Source organism: Microbulbifer sp. ABH2_005, assembly GCF_056160005.1.
The window spans coordinates 3,518,550-3,533,424 of record NZ_JBSWWI010000001.1 but is presented as its reverse complement, the minus strand read 5'-3'; the positions used below and the strand labels follow the sequence as shown (position 1 = coordinate 3,533,424).

Sequence of the window (14,875 nt, the reverse complement as noted above, 5' to 3'; positions counted from 1 at the left end):
CGATTCCCCAAGTGCATAGGGAGAGACTGTTAGGATGATTATCCAGCCGAAAGTTCGCGGATTCATTTGTACCAATGCCCATCCGCAGGGCTGTGCCGCCAATGTGCGTGAACAGATTGACTTCATCAAGTCCCAGCCAGCGATCGATAATGGCCCAAAGCGGGTTCTGGTCGTGGGAGCTTCCACCGGTTACGGGCTGGCTTCGCGGGTTACCGCCGCCTTTGGCTGTGGCGCTAAGACCCTGGGGGTGTTTTTCGAAAAGCCGCCCACGGAAAAGCGCACCGCTTCCGCCGGTTACTACAATTCCGCGGCTTTTGAGGCCGAGGCGCACAAAGCGGGACTCTATGCCAAGAGTATCAACGGCGATGCCTTTTCCGACGCCGTAAAAGCCCAGGCTGTCGAAATGATCAAAGAGGATCTGGGACAGGTGGACCTGGTGGTTTACAGCCTCGCTTCACCCCGCCGCACAGACCCCAAGACCGGTGAACTTTATAGTTCCGTACTAAAGCCCATCGGTGAATCCTATACGGCTAAAAACTTGAATACCGACAAGCTGGAAATTTCCGATATCACTGTCGAGCCCGCCAATGAGGAAGAGATTGCCAACACCGTGAAGGTGATGGGTGGTGAGGACTGGGAGCTGTGGATGCAGGCCCTGGGTGAAGCAGGCGTTCTGGCCGACAATTGCAAGACTGTGGCTTACACCTATATCGGTGAAAAGCTCACCTGGCCGATTTATGGTCACGCCACCATCGGCAAGGCCAAGGAAGATCTGGACCGTGCCGCCAAGGCGATTACCGACAAGGGCCAGGCCAACGCCAATGTAGCGGTGCTCAAGGCCCTGGTTACCCAATCCAGTTCCGCGATTCCGGTGATGCCGCTGTATATTTCCCTGGTCTACAAGGTGATGAAGGAAGAGGGGACGCATGAGGGCTGTATCGAACAACTCTACCGTCTCTACACCGAGGGACTCTATACCGATACCCCGCGTCTCGATGGAGACAATCGCCTGCGTATGGATGACAAGGAACTGCGCCCGGAGACTCAGTCCAAGATTGAACACCTGTGGCCGCAGGTAACGGCAGAAAACTTATTTGAGCTGACAGACTACAAAGGTTATCAGGCCGACTTCCTCAAGCTATTTGGCTTTGGCGTCGAGGGTGTCGACTATGAAGCCGATACCAGTCCAATGGTAGAGGCGGAATTCCGCTGATATCTGCTGGGCTCAGGGAGAGCCCTTGTCTACGGGGAGTGGCGCCGCTGCTCTCCGTTTTCTACACACTTATAATTCTGTTATTTAATTTATTGTTTCGCCTCTAAGGCCCTTGTGGCTTTTCCTTCTATTTCTTTTTCTTAAGTTACCCGTGTACTCCCCTGTTTTCCTCTAGCGGCAAGGGGGCATAATCCTCATTTAGTTTTTGCGGGGGAAAACGCCATGGAATACCGCCAGCTCGGCACCAGTAACCTCAAAGTCAGCCAAATCTGCCTGGGGACTATGACCTTTGGCGAACAAAACAGCGCCGATGATGCCACCGAGCAGCTGGACTATGCCCTGGAGCAGGGGGTGAACTTTATCGACTGTGCGGAAATGTACCCGGTGCCCCCCCGGCCTGAAACTCAAGGGCGAACGGAGGAATATATTGGCAGCTGGCTGTCGGCCCGCGGTGGACGCGACAAGGTGATCATCGCCACCAAGGTGGCTGGGCGCGGCGAGGCCAACTCTGGGGTTGGGCATCTGCGTTCAGGACCGAGGCTGAACCGCGAGCAGATCCTGAAGGCCTGTGATCACTCCCTCAAGCGGTTGGCCACCGATTATATCGACCTCTACCAGGTCCATTGGCCTGAGCGTTTGACCAACTTTTTCGGTCGCCTTGGCTACCAGCATGGCGGGGACGATGGCATCGCTATTGCCGAAACCCTCGATGCTCTGGAGGAGCTGGTTAAGGTGGGCAAGGTTCGCCATATTGGCATTTCCAATGAAACCCCTTGGGGTATGCACGAGTACCTCAGGGAGTCGGTAGTTTTAGGCAAGCCGCGCATCGTCTCGATCCAAAATCCCTATAACCTGCTGAACCGCACTTTTGAGGTCGGCTGTGCCGAAATGTCTCTGCGCGAGCGATGTGGGTTACTGGCTTATTCGCCCCTGGCCTTTGGGGTGCTTTCCGGGAAGTATCTTGGGGGCAAAAAGCCTGCTGGTGCGCGCCTGACACTGTACGACCGTTTCCAGCGTTATGCGGGAGAACGCACGACGGCAGCAACCGAGGCTTATGTGGAGTTGGCGCGCCAGTTTGATCTGGACCCGGCGCAGATGGCTCTGGCCTTCGTCAATCAACAGCCGTTTGTGACCTCCAATATAATCGGCGCCACAACCATGGAGCAGCTGCGCAACAATATTGCCAGTGTCAATGTGATACTTAATGAGGAACTGTTGGCCGCCATTGAGGCTATTCACAGCGAAAATCCAAACCCGGCTCCTTAGTATCAATAGGCCCTAAATATGGGGTTGGGGATATCTATAATTGGGGAGAAAATTGCTTAACCGGCAAGGGAATAACGATAGGGGAGCTTTTATGGAGATGACCGGGCACCACACCCTCAACGATTTGTTCGCTCAACTGGGGTTAGCCTCAGAGGATGCAGAAATACACGAGTTTCTGATTTCACACTACCTGCAGCGGCACGAGAAATTATCTGCGGCGCCTTTTTGGACCGACGGGCAGCGCCAGTTTCTAGAGAATGCCATAGAAGAGGATTCTGACTGGTGCGTCGCAGTTGATGAGCTGGATTCCCTGCTGCGTCATTAATGCGCCCTGGCAATGGCCAGTTGCCCGCCCCTGCGCCGTATCCCATAGGTTATACTACGCCGAATTCAACCGATTAAGCTGGGGCTAAGGCCCCGGCCGCGTAGCGATATCCGATGGAAAAACCCCGTTTTCGAGCGGCCCTGCTGCACCCCCGATACTGGCTGACCTGGTTATTATTTGGGCTCTGGTTCCTGGTGGCTCAATTGCCCTATCGCTGGCAGTTGGCAATGGGCCGCGGTTTTGGTCGTGCAATGCTCGGGCTGGCCAATAGTCGCCGTATCATTGCCGAGCGCAACCTGGCCCTCTGTTTCCCTGAACTCAGTGATTCTGAGCGGGCGACATTGCTTCTCCGCAACTTTGAATCCAGTGGTATGGCTCTGATGGAAACCGGCATGGCCTGGTTTCGCTCCGCGCGCTGGTTGCGAAGTCACTGTAGTTTTGAGGGCCTTGATCAGTTACGGGATATCCAGTCCCAGGGGCAGGGCGTATTACTGATGGCCATGCACTTTACCACCCTGGAGATGGGGGCGGCGCTGATGGGAATGAGTATTACCCTGGATGGCATGTATCGCCCTCACAAAAATCCCGTCTACGACTATATGCAGCGCAAGGGGCGAGAGCGTCACACCCGCGGTGGAAGCGTCTATCAGCGCAAGGATGTACGTGGAGTATTGCGCGCCCTGCAACGCGGGCGAGCGGTCTGGTATGCTCCAGACCAGGATTATGGGATCAAGCAGGGAGTTTTTGCGCCCCTGTTCGGTGTTCCTGCGGCCACTGTGACAGGTACCTCGCGATTTGCCCGTGTGGGGCGCGCCAGGATTGTGCCCTACATAGTTACACGGCTGGATGACAACTCCGGTTATCGCCTCAAAGTGTACGATCCCATTGATGAAATTCCTTCCGGGGATGAACTACAGGACGCGATTCTGGTCAACCGCTTCATCGAAGCGCGCATTCGCGAGGCTCCAGAGCAGTATATGTGGGTTCACCGACGCTTTAAGACCCGCCCAGAGGGCGCATCCAACGTCTATGAAGGGGTGCGCAAGAAGAAAAAGAAGCGCAGGAAAGTGGCGAGCTAGTCGCACTGGCATAGATTCTGCGCCCTAAGTAACATACTGGTTCGACTCTGGCGGTGCTATTCCAGGCCGAGCGCGATAATTAAGGAGTGAGGATGTTTACCGGCAGTATGGTGGCCTTGGCCACCCCAATGTATGCAGACGGAAGCCTGGATTGGGACAGTTTGCGCAACCTGGTTGAGTGGCATATTGAACAGGGTACGCGCGCGCTGGTCGCTGTGGGGACCACTGGGGAGTCCGCAACCCTCGACGTTAACGAACATATCGAGGTTATCCGCCGGGTGGTGGATCAGGTCGCCGGGCGCATCCCGGTAATTGCGGGAACTGGCGCCAATTCCACCGCAGAGGCGATCGATTTGACTGAGAGCGCCGCCCGCTGTGGGGCCGATGCCTGTCTGCTGGTAACGCCCTACTACAACAAGCCGACCCAGGAAGGCTTGTATCAACATTACCGCGCGATCGCCAAGGCTGTGCCGATTCCGCAGATACTCTACAACGTGCCCGGCCGCACCGCAGTGGATATGTTACCGGAGACAGTTCAGCGCCTGTCCTCAATGGGTAATATTATCGGGATCAAGGAAGCCACTGGTGACCTGGAGCGCGCTAAAGTTTTATTGGATACCCTGCCGGAGGGGTTTGCTGTCTACTCTGGTGACGACAATACTGCCATGGAGCTTATGCTGCTGGGAGGCCAGGGCAATATTAGTGTTACCGCCAATGTAGCCCCGGCGGCGGTAGCCCAGATATGTGAGGCCGCGCTGGCCGGAGATGCTGTGACTGCGCGGGCGATTGACCAGCGTATCCAAATATTGCACAAAGTTTTGTTTTTGGAGTCCAACCCGATACCGGTGAAATGGGCTCTGCGGGAGATGGGGCGTATAGATGGCGGTATCCGCCTGCCGCTGACCAGCCTGTCGCCCGAGCATCATGCTACAGTGCGCGAGGCTCTGCGCAGTGCCGGCGTACTATAAACCTGCGAATCGTGAATTAACCAGGAAAGCTTTAATGAACAAATTGACCGTTGGAGTCGCGCTCTGTATTTCCAGTCTCAGCCTGGCGGGTTGTGGTGTGTTCGGCAACGATGGCTATTTCCGCGATCGCAGTAACGATTACCAACAGGCGGATAGTCTGGCGCCACTGCAGATCCCTGAGGGTATCAACGCCAAGCACCAGGAAGAACTCTACGAAATTCCACAGATCGCCAGTAACGGTTTGGAAGAAGGGGACTTTGAAGTACCGCGTCCCCAGGCTCTGTCAGTCAATGCAGGCTTGGAGCGGGTAAAGATTCAGAAGCTGGGCAGCAATCGCTGGGTACTGGTCACCCAACCCCCGGAAGAGGTTTGGCCCCAGTTGCACTATTTCCTGCGCACTTCCGGGTTGACTGTGGAAATGTCTGATGCCAGCGCCGGTATTATGGAAACCGCCTGGATGACTTTCAATGAGAGCCCAGATACCAAGGACAAATACCGCTTGCAGATTGAGACCGGTGTTCAGCCGGACACCACTGAGATCCACGTGCGTCATTTATCCGTAGCGGTGGACGCTCCAGTCGGTGGTACGGTCAACTGGCCGCAACTCTCTAGCAGCCCGGAGCGCGAGGGCTGGATGATCGATGAGATGTCTACCGCCTTGGCCACAGAAGAATCCGGTGCCTCCGCCTCCCTGGTGGCCCAGGCCATCGGTGGCAGCTCTGTGAAAGTACAGTTGCGTGAGCCAGCTGGCCACGAACCCTATATTTCCATGGGGCTTGAGATGGATCGCGCCTGGGCCACTGTTGCCCACGCTGTGAATGCCGGTGCTTACCGTCTGCATAGAGAGGATTCCGATATCGGTCTCTTCTATGTCACCTACGATGAAGAGCGCGAGTTGGCAGAGAGTGAAGAGGACGATGGCGGCTGGTTCTCCTGGGGCAAGAAGTCCAAACAGGAAGATGAACTGGCCGAAAGTGCCGACCAGGTAACCCTGCAGCAGATCCTAGCCGGTATTGATACCTCCAAGAGTAGTGAGCCTGCGCTATTCAAGGAAATCAAAGGACTCGGTGTTGGTTCAATTCCCGAGGATGGCTATCCCGGCTACCTGATCGTGATCCGGGGTGGCGATGATGATGAGATTGAGGTGCGCGTCCGGGATACCCGTGGCCAGCCCCTCTCACGCAATAAGGCCTCCCAGCTGCTGCTCTCTATTCAGCAGAATCTGATTTAATAATGGGCCTGCGCTTCGCCTCACTGGGAAGCGGCAGTAAAGGAAACGGTACATTGGTCGCCACTGGCGACCAATGTCTGTTAGTGGACTGCGGCTTTACCATCAAGGAAACCGAGCGACGCATGTCGCGGCTCGGTATGTCTCCCGCTGATCTCGCGGCAATACTGGTAACCCACGAGCACAGTGATCACCTTTCCGGTGTCGCACCGCTTGCGCGCAGGTATGGCCTGCCGGTGTATCTGACCCCCGGAACTCTTCGCGCCCGTGATATCGGTAAGTTGCCGCAAGTGCACCTGATCGAAGGGCATCAGCCATTTGTGCTAGCGGATATCCAGGTAACACCGGTAGCTGTGCCTCACGATGCCAGAGAGGCTGCACAGTATGTATTTCGCAGTCGCGGCAGCAGTCTGGGCCTATTGACCGATCTCGGTACCGTAACTCCCCATGTGGAATCTCATTTTGCCGGTTGCGATGCACTGGTCCTGGAAGCCAACCACGATCCGCAGATGCTGGCCCAGGGGCCATATCCCCCCTCTCTGAAGCGGCGTGTGGGCGGTGCCTACGGACACCTGAGTAACCAGCAGGCTGCAGGATTTCTCCAGCGTGTGGGCTATGAGCAGCTACAGCATCTGGTAGTTGCTCATATTAGCGAAAAAAATAATACCCTCGAGCTAGCTCGCTCGGCGTTGGCAGAGATGGTGGAGAGTGTCGAGAACTGCATTTTTGCCTGTCAACAGGATGGCTTTGACTGGCTTACCGTTGAAGCTCGAGGCTAATGGGCCCTAGAGTATTAACTTAATTACCTCTCGATAATAGCGATAATTTTTTGCTCAACAGCGCGACTATAAGCGCTGATGACTTTGTAAGGACTGGGGCAGTATGGAAACCTTACTCGTTTATTTAGTGGTGGGGGCTGCGGCTGGCACGATCGCCGGCCTGTTTGGGGTCGGTGGTGGTTTAATCATCGTACCGGCCCTGGTGTTGGTTTTTACCGCAATGGGGATCTCCCCGGATATCCTCACTCACATGGCGGTGGGAACATCTCTTGCAACGATCATTATCACCTCTATCAGCTCCGTGCGCGCGCACAATAAGAAGGGCGCAGTGGATTGGCGCTTATTTTGGGTGATGACTCCTGGAATCCTTCTCGGCTCCTGGCTTGGAGGGGTGACAGCGGAGTGGCTACCTGGTGCCTGGCTGCAACTGTTAATTGGCGTCTTTGCAATTATTATTGCCATTCGCATGTGGCTGAGTGGCTTGCGGCACAACGGGGTGGAAGAGGGGGAAGGCAATCTACCGGCTGCACCCATAATGACTATTTCTGGTGCGGGGATTGGTTGGGTTTCGGCAATCTTCGGTATAGGTGGTGGCTCCCTCACAGTGCCATTCCTGTCCCGCTGCAAAGTGCGAATGCAGCGGGCAGTGGCCACATCTGCAGCCTGTGGCTTACCCATTGCTATAGCGGGGGCTTTGAGTTTTGCGGTGCAGGGTTGGAATAATATTCTGCTGCCGCAATGGAGCAGTGGCTTTATCTACTGGCCTGCCTTTTTAGGTATTGTTGCGACCAGCACGATTTTCGCCCGCCTCGGTGCCAACCTTGCCCATCGTCTCCCGGCAAAGTGGTTGAAGCATGGATTTGCGGTGTTGCTCTGTGTCATTGGTGGGCGTTTTATTTGGCTGAATAGTGGCTTATTGGCCCTGTAAAGTTTGACCTTTATGTTTTGCCGGCTTTCCGGCTTGGTCTCATAGGGATAGCTAAACTGAAGCAACATGGAAATGTTGTTTGTTTACCTATTACTCGGTGCTATAGCGGGTACGGCAGCGGGTCTCCTGGGAATCGGCGGGGGGCTGATCATCGTCCCGGCGCTGGTGCTGATTTTTTCCGCGACAGGTATTTCTCCCGAAGTACTGACCCATATGGCTGTGGGCACCTCTCTGGCAACCATTATCATCACTTCAATAAGTTCGGTCTGGGCTCATAACAAAAAGGGCGCCGTGGATTGGCATCTATTTTGGGTGATGACTCCAGGAATACTTTTGGGGTCTTGGCTGGGGGGCGTGACTGCGGATCTGTTGCCGGGTGCCTGGTTACAGTTGCTGATCGGTGTCTTCGCCATAGTTATGGCTGCACGAATGGGCTTGAGCAGTTTGCGCCCCACCTCTCAACAGGAGACTGATGATCACTTACCTGGTTCGTTGCCCTTGATCAGTTCAGCGGGATTCATCGGATGGCTCGCAGCCATTTTTGGTATTGGCGGAGGAGCACTGGTAGTCCCCTATCTATCGCACTTCGGTGTCAAAATGCAGCGTGCGGTGGGTACCTCCGCGGCTTTTGGTCTGCCTATTGCTATTTCAGGTTCGCTGAGTTTTGTTGTGCAGGGGTGGGGCAATAAATTATTGCCGCATTGGAGTAGTGGCTATATTTACTGGCCGGCCTTCCTTGGGATTGTTCTTACCAGTGTGCTCTTTGCCAAGTTTGGAGCGAACCTGGCTCACAGAATTTCCGCTAAACGACTGAAACTGTGCTTTGCCATATTGCTCTGCATTATCGGGATTCGTTTTATTTGGCAAAACTTCAATCTGTTAGTGGGGCTGAGCTAGAGCTACTTTCTCACTTATCAGTGCTCGATGGGTGACGAAGAGGGTTTCTTCATTGATTGGTGTTTGAGGGGTGGGATATCAGAAATAAAAAAGCCACTGTAAAAACAGTGGCTTTTTGTTGTGATGATGGTTTCCCTTAGCGGATACCACACATACCTTTTTTCAGCAGCGGTGAGATAACAATCATCAGTACACCGACACCCAGGCCCCACCACATCAGGTACTCATACAGGTTGGTATAAGTCGTCAGGGTAGAGGCGAGATCGGTGCCACCTTCCTGAGGGACAGCGGCCATCTTACCGATACGGGTAGCTACAGTTTCAGACAGTGCTGTCGCCAGGAACCAGGTACCCATGCTCACACTGACCACCTTGCCGATGGACAGCTTGGTAACCGCGGAGAGGCCAACAGGAGAAAGGCAGAGCTCACCAGAGGTGTGCAGCAGGTAGGCGAGTACCAGCCAGATCATCGCTACTTTTCCAGCCTCTGTGGGGTAAGCGGCACCCAGCACTAGAGCGCCGAAGCCCAGGCCAGCTTGGATAATACCCAGCCCGAATTTTACCGGCGTGCTCGGTTCCCAGCCGCGCTTGCCCAGCCAAACCCACAGGGAGGCGAAGGGAATGGCCAGCAGCATGATAAAGCCTGCGTTGAGCGAGCCAAACATGGATGCGCGCACTTCACCGTCACCAATGGAGCGGTCCAGTACACGGTCTGCATACAGGGTCATAGAACCTGCGGACTGCTCGAACAATGCCCAGAAAACGATGGTAGAGGTAATGAGGACCATGAGTACTACGGTGCGGGAGAATTCCTCACTGTAGTGGCGAACAAAGCCGTAACCAATGAAGGCTACCAGCGCGAGCAACATGCCACCCAGCCATAGGTCTTCCCCACTGAAGGCCCAGATCAGACCGAGGCCGGCAGACAGGGCGGCCATACCGATAGCGACAAAATCTGTGCCCTTACTATCTTTGTACAGCATGGAGAATAGGATCAGGCCGACGATGGCGACGATCAGGAGGCTGTTCTGAGCCAGGTGCACCATGGGCTCACTCTGTACCAGGTACCAAACCAAACCAAGAGAGAGGATGGCGCCGAGGTAAACGGCCCACTCTTTGTTGATAGGACCAAGTGCCTTTTCTTTCAGCACTTCCGGGCGGCTCGGTTCTGCCAAGCCATCAAGGTACTTTTGACCCCAAACAAAGGTGATCAGGCCGAAGACCATACCGATACCGGCAAGGCCGAAACCATATCCCCAACCGTAAGTTTCTCCAAGCCAACCGCATAGCAGGGTGGCAATAAAGGAACCTACGTTGATGCCCATATAGAAGATGGTAAAGCCGGCATCGCGGCGGGAATCATTCTTTGGATAGAGTTGGCCGACAATGGTGGAAATGTTGGGCTTCAAGAAGCCAACTCCCACGGTGATCAGTGCCAGGGCCATAAAGAAGACTTTGAGGGCCACTACATCCTGAATAATGACCTTCTCAGTCAGGGTAGTACCTGCCGCAATCACGCTGCCATCATTCAAAGTAATGGCTTCGGAAAGAACTGTACCTGCGGCATAGGAGATAGCCTGATGGCCTTCCACAGCCATTAACAAGTGGCCGAGACATAGCAGGACACCACCAAATAGTACCGCCTTGCGCATACCCAGGTAGCGGTCGGCCAGCAGGCCACCGATCAGAGGCAGGGCGTATACCAGGCCGGCATAGGCGCCGAGTACGTCGTAACCCGCGCTATCGGTAAAAAGGTGATACTTGGTGAGGTAGAGCAGGAGCAAGTACTTCATCCCATAGAAGGAGAATCGCTCCCACAGCTCTGTAGCAAAACAGATATAGAGCCCTTTCGGGTGGCCGAGCAATTCGCCCGAGCTCGGAGAGGCCGCCGTGGTGACGTCCGCGACATTAGAAGACATAGAAGTTCCTCTGTCTGTAATAGTTATTGGGGAACCTCCGCCAGTCGCTCACTCAAAAAGGACGAGATCGAACAGACTGCTTCAAGAGCTTCCAGTACAACGGGCAGAGTTTACCAGCTGTCTAAATTCCAGGCGAACCGTTGTGGAACAATTTAGAGAAATGGTAATCAGGTGCTTCCATTGGGGGCTGATAAGTGGTAAATCCTGTATAAACAAGAATTTCAAGGGGAAAATAACAATGAAAGCCCCATTGTTGCTAAGTCTGTTCCTGTTGTTGAGTGCTTGTACTAGTTTGCCGCCCGATGAACATCGGCCAATTATCCTTGAAGACGCCCTGAGCGGTGAGGTTTTACTCGGCAGATCCGTTACTCTGGAGGAATTGCCCCAAGAAGATCTCCTGGGATTAGATTCCGACTTGCGGGCCTACCTGCAGAAATTGGCCCCCAACGCCAGTCCGCAAAGCCGCTTAGCGGCATTGATTCGGGCCTTTGAGCAACGAGACTTTACCGTCGAGTACGATGAAAGTAGCACCCTAACGGCTATGGAAACCTATCGCCAGGCGCGCGGCAACTGCCTGGCTTTCACTCTGATGATGGTGGCGATGGCCAGAGAGTTGGGGGCTGAGGCTTCCTTTAACCAGGTGGAAGTACCTCCTGTTTGGAGTCATGATGAGCCCGAGACCTTTATCGTTTACCGCCATGTGAATATGGTATCGGAAAGCTCTCGCAGTCGCCGCGTAGTCGATTTCAACCTTGCCGCCTATGACCCTGCTTACGATCAGCACATCCTGGATGACACAACAGCCTTTGCCCTCTACTACAGTAATCGCGGGGTTGAATTGATGCGTGAAGGGGAGAGAGAGCAAGCCTTTTTATATCTGCGCAAGGCTCTGGAATTGCGACCGCAGAGAAGCGATTTATGGGCCAACTTGGGAGCCATGTACAGCCACTTCGGTTTTTTAACCGAGGCGCAGCAGAGTTATCAGCAAGCCCTGCATTTAAAAAGTAGCAACCTTGTTGCAATCAGTAATCTGGAGCGGCTCTACCGGCACAACGGCCAACAAGCACTTGCCGATGAATACGCCAAGCGTGCCCGCTACCACCGGGAACGCAATCCCTATTTTCTCTTCTACCAAGCGCGAGATGCCTATGAGCAGGGAGACTTCAAGCGGGCCGAACGCCGCTTGCGCAAGGCTGTAATGCGCCACGAAGGCGATCATCGCTTCCACTTTTTACTCGGGTTGACCAGATATCAGCTTGGGGAAATGGCGGCATCAAGGGAGAGTTTTGAAGAGGCCTTCTCGCTGGTGACTAGTCCCTCAACAGTCAACGCCTATCAGCGAAAATTGCACCTGATAATGGAGAGAGAGTAAGAATCTTTTGTTGCTTGTCATTAGGTGTTAAGTACAAGGGTTACTAAATCTAAATGCTTAATCGCTTAACAAAGAAAGGGGCCAGATTGGCCCCTTTCTTATCTATTGACTTGCGAGATTCGCTAACTAGAACTGGTAAGTAACACCAGCCCAAGCATAGCGGCCCTGATAGTCATAAGTACTATTTGTATCGAAACTAACAGCACTATGGATGGAAGTGTAAGATGGTTCGCGATCGGTTACGTTGTCAATCCCCGCGGTTAGACGCATAGCCTCACTAACATCCCAGCCTGCCTTGAGGTTCAGGTAAGTGTGAGAGGGCATATCTAACTCTTCACTATGGCCATCCCCGATGTACTGAATGTCGGCACCAAAGTCCCAGTTATTGGCGTACCAGGTTGCGCTGGCCAGGCCACGCCACTTTGTATAAGTACCACCTGTAGTGCCAATGTAGTCAAGGTAATCAGTAGTGCTACCTGTTTGGGTATTATGCTCTTCGTATTCAAGCAGGTGCGTAGCCTGAGCGCGTAGTGCTAATTTACCAGCGTCATAGTGGAAGTTTTGTACTACATCGATATCAATCCCGCTGGTATTGATCTCACCAACATTCATCTTTGCGCCGTTAATGTCGATGATCTCATTATTATTCAGGCGCGTGATATAGTTACAGGCAGCCTCTTTGCCCTCGTTACGGTAACAGTCGTCCAGTATTTGCTGGAGATCAGGAGACTGGATTGCGTCCTCAACTTTTATATTGAAGTAATCCAAAGTAATGGATAAGTCTTCAGTAAATGCTGGGGTCCACACAACTCCTGCCGTAAAGCTGGTTGATTCTTCAGGTTGCAAATCAGCGTTGCCGCCAATATTAACGGGAATTTGCTTACTTGCTTGCACTAAAGTGTCGGAAACATTCTGTGAATCACAGTTAGCACCTCGACCTTTAGAATTAACGTCTTTGTTAGTGGCGCAAGGGTCTGTTAGTGATGGGTAACTCTGAGCGGTGCCGCTATAGAGTTCATAGATGCCTGGCGCACGGAACGCGGTAGAAATACTAGAACGGAAGCGTAGGTTTTCCGTCGGTGCATAAACTGCACCAACTTTGTAAGTTGCTTGGCCGCCAAAAGTATCGTAGTCGGAGTAGCGAATAGCTGCATCAACAGAGAGTTCATCGGCATACTTGGCTCCAGACAAGATTGGCAGGTTAAACTCTGCAAAGACCTCAGTAACTGCGAAGTCACCGGAAGTTGCTTCCTGCTTGTTGCCAAAAGTATCACCACTTTGGGTTTCTTCACTTGGATTGAATTCGCCAGACTCTTTGCGGTATTCAACACCGGAAGCAAAACCCAAAGCACCGCCTTGGAACTGAATGGCTTCGATGTCGCCGGTCAAGCTGGCACCGAAATTGAGCATTTCATATTCATTATCTTCACGGTCGATGTAGCCGATATAGTTGGCCACTTCATCACTGATGCCACCGAAGAACTGAATATCCTCCTCATCAATATCACTGGTTCCATCGAGAATCTCCTGCAGCTTTGTTTTGCTGATGGAGTTAGCCATGGTGTTTTCACCTTCATTTTTGCCATAGCTTAAGAAGGTATCCCAGCCCCAGCCATTAGTCAGATCACCACGTGCTCCAGCAAGAAAACGGTAGGTTTCTGTTTTCTGTTCTGAGTCACGGGTTCCTGTGGCTACAGGACGTAGATAGAAAGAGGATACACCGTTGGCCCAAGGCTCCAAAGGCTCGCTACCTACGGGGTTGGCAGTCCATTCGGCGTGTGCGGCTTCATATGCGGCTAAGAGCTCTTCGTAATCCTCATTGTCCTCTTGCCATATTTGTTTAAGCTGCGACTGAATCTCACTGGGAAGATCGTCTGTGGTCAAGGCTAAGCCGCCACCAGTAGATAGTGGCTGGGCAGCCATTTGCTGGTTAGTTGTCTTAACGGTGAAGGAGCCTTCGCCGTAAAGCTCGATGGAGTCAGTTAACGAGAAGGTACCGCTCCCTGTTAAGCTGGTGCGTTCCATAGCACCAGACAACCACATGTACTGACCAATATCATATGATGTGTAATCGCCGATTTTTTCAGCACTGTCATCAATAGTGTAATATTTCTTACCATAGCTGGTAACAATTGTGCCTGTGACAGAGCTAGCACTTGTTAATCCCGCCCAGTCTCGGTCTTTATAGGTAATTTCATCACGCTTGCTATGAGTTAGATTGCCGATAAATTGGCCACGATCGAATTCCTTGCCAAAGGTAATGGACAGCTCGCCATTTTCACCGCCGCCAGCTTCTGTGGCGCCTGCACGGGCGTTAACGCGAACACCATCGTAAGAATCTTTCATAACGACGTTGATCACACCGGCGACTGCGTCTGAACCGTATACGGCAGAGGCGCCATCGGTCAGAACTTCGATACGGTCGATCATATCTACCGGGATATTGTTCATATCTACCGCAGAGCTAACGCCAGAGCTGGAGGATACAAAGCGACGACCATTCACCAGTACCAGGGTACGTGCAGAACCTAGGTTGCGCAGGTCCACGAATGACAGACCACCACCGCCGTTGTTGTCGTTGGCGTTGATACCGGTAGTACCCATGGATGGCAGCTGGTTGAGCAGCTCATCAATGGTACCGACACCGGATCGCTGGATAGCTTCAGAGTCAACCAGAGTGATAGGGCCGGTAGTGGACAAAGGGTCACGCGCAATGCGGGAACCAGTAACAACTACTTCCTCAACTTCTGGTCCGGGAATAGATTCCTGGGCGAAAACGCCAGAGCTGGCGATGGTGCCCAGTGCTGCAATGGCAACGCTCAGTTTGGTCTTGATCATAGTGGAACCTTTTTATATTTAAGGTGCTTTTATGGCTATAAGGTGTATACAAGATAACCTGTCA

The 14,875-nt window shown here is 53.2% G+C and carries 12 protein-coding genes; 10 read left to right on the top strand and 2 right to left on the bottom strand.

Annotation, left to right across the window (positions count from 1 at the left end; all coding sequences use genetic code 11):
• Positions 1-34 precede the first annotated feature (34 nt).
• The 9 genes from fabV to ACXAFI_RS15245 all read left to right on the top strand — a co-directional run bounded on the left by fabV (position 35) and on the right by ACXAFI_RS15245 (position 8,683).
• Positions 35-1,213, top strand: coding sequence for an enoyl-ACP reductase FabV (gene fabV / locus ACXAFI_RS15285; protein WP_475109503.1), 1,179 nt, complete (start codon positions 35-37; stop codon positions 1,211-1,213).
• 222 nt (positions 1,214-1,435) lie between these two features.
• A complete protein-coding gene (locus tag ACXAFI_RS15280; RefSeq protein WP_475109502.1) occupies positions 1,436-2,479 on the top strand; it encodes an NADP(H)-dependent aldo-keto reductase in 1,044 nt (347 codons plus the stop codon).
• A 91-nt stretch (positions 2,480-2,570) separates the two neighbouring features.
• Positions 2,571-2,804 (top strand): DUF2789 family protein, encoded by a 234-nt coding sequence (locus ACXAFI_RS15275; RefSeq protein WP_475109501.1) that lies wholly within the window; start codon positions 2,571-2,573, stop codon positions 2,802-2,804.
• A gap of 113 nt (positions 2,805-2,917) precedes the next feature.
• On the top strand, positions 2,918-3,883 hold the full coding sequence (gene lpxL / locus ACXAFI_RS15270; RefSeq protein WP_475109500.1) for an LpxL/LpxP family Kdo(2)-lipid IV(A) lauroyl/palmitoleoyl acyltransferase: 966 nt from the start codon (positions 2,918-2,920) through the stop codon (positions 3,881-3,883).
• A gap of 92 nt (positions 3,884-3,975) precedes the next feature.
• Complete coding sequence (dapA, locus tag ACXAFI_RS15265) at positions 3,976-4,851, top strand: 4-hydroxy-tetrahydrodipicolinate synthase (protein ID WP_152451649.1); 876 nt, start codon at positions 3,976-3,978, stop codon at positions 4,849-4,851.
• Positions 4,852-4,885: 34 nt separating this feature from the next.
• The gene (gene bamC, locus ACXAFI_RS15260) at positions 4,886-6,082 is read left to right on the top strand and encodes an outer membrane protein assembly factor BamC (protein WP_444921116.1); all 1,197 of its coding nucleotides are present in this window, start codon (positions 4,886-4,888) and stop codon (positions 6,080-6,082) included.
• A gap of 2 nt (positions 6,083-6,084) precedes the next feature.
• Positions 6,085-6,858 (top strand): MBL fold metallo-hydrolase, encoded by a 774-nt coding sequence (locus tag ACXAFI_RS15255; protein ID WP_475109499.1) that lies wholly within the window; start codon positions 6,085-6,087, stop codon positions 6,856-6,858.
• 103 nt (positions 6,859-6,961) lie between these two features.
• On the top strand, positions 6,962-7,786 hold the full coding sequence (locus ACXAFI_RS15250) for a sulfite exporter TauE/SafE family protein (protein WP_475109498.1): 825 nt from the start codon (positions 6,962-6,964) through the stop codon (positions 7,784-7,786).
• Between the two features lie 66 nt (positions 7,787-7,852).
• Positions 7,853-8,683, top strand: coding sequence for a sulfite exporter TauE/SafE family protein (locus ACXAFI_RS15245; RefSeq protein ID WP_475109497.1), 831 nt, complete (start codon positions 7,853-7,855; stop codon positions 8,681-8,683).
• Between the two features lie 136 nt (positions 8,684-8,819).
• Here ACXAFI_RS15245 and ACXAFI_RS15240 read toward each other — a convergent pair whose 3' ends face one another.
• Positions 8,820-10,601 carry a peptide MFS transporter gene (locus ACXAFI_RS15240; RefSeq protein ID WP_475109496.1) on the bottom strand — a complete coding sequence of 594 codons (1,782 nt, stop codon included), beginning with the start codon at positions 10,599-10,601 and terminating at the stop codon, positions 8,820-8,822.
• Positions 10,602-10,839: 238 nt separating this feature from the next.
• Between ACXAFI_RS15240 and ACXAFI_RS15235 the strand changes: the two genes are divergently transcribed.
• Complete coding sequence (locus ACXAFI_RS15235; RefSeq protein WP_475109495.1) at positions 10,840-11,973, top strand: tetratricopeptide repeat protein; 1,134 nt, start codon at positions 10,840-10,842, stop codon at positions 11,971-11,973.
• Between the two features lie 126 nt (positions 11,974-12,099).
• Here ACXAFI_RS15235 and ACXAFI_RS15230 read toward each other — a convergent pair whose 3' ends face one another.
• On the bottom strand, positions 12,100-14,811 hold the full coding sequence (locus ACXAFI_RS15230) for a TonB-dependent receptor plug domain-containing protein (protein WP_475109494.1): 2,712 nt from the start codon (positions 14,809-14,811) through the stop codon (positions 12,100-12,102).
• Between the last annotated feature and the right edge of the window lie 64 nt (positions 14,812-14,875).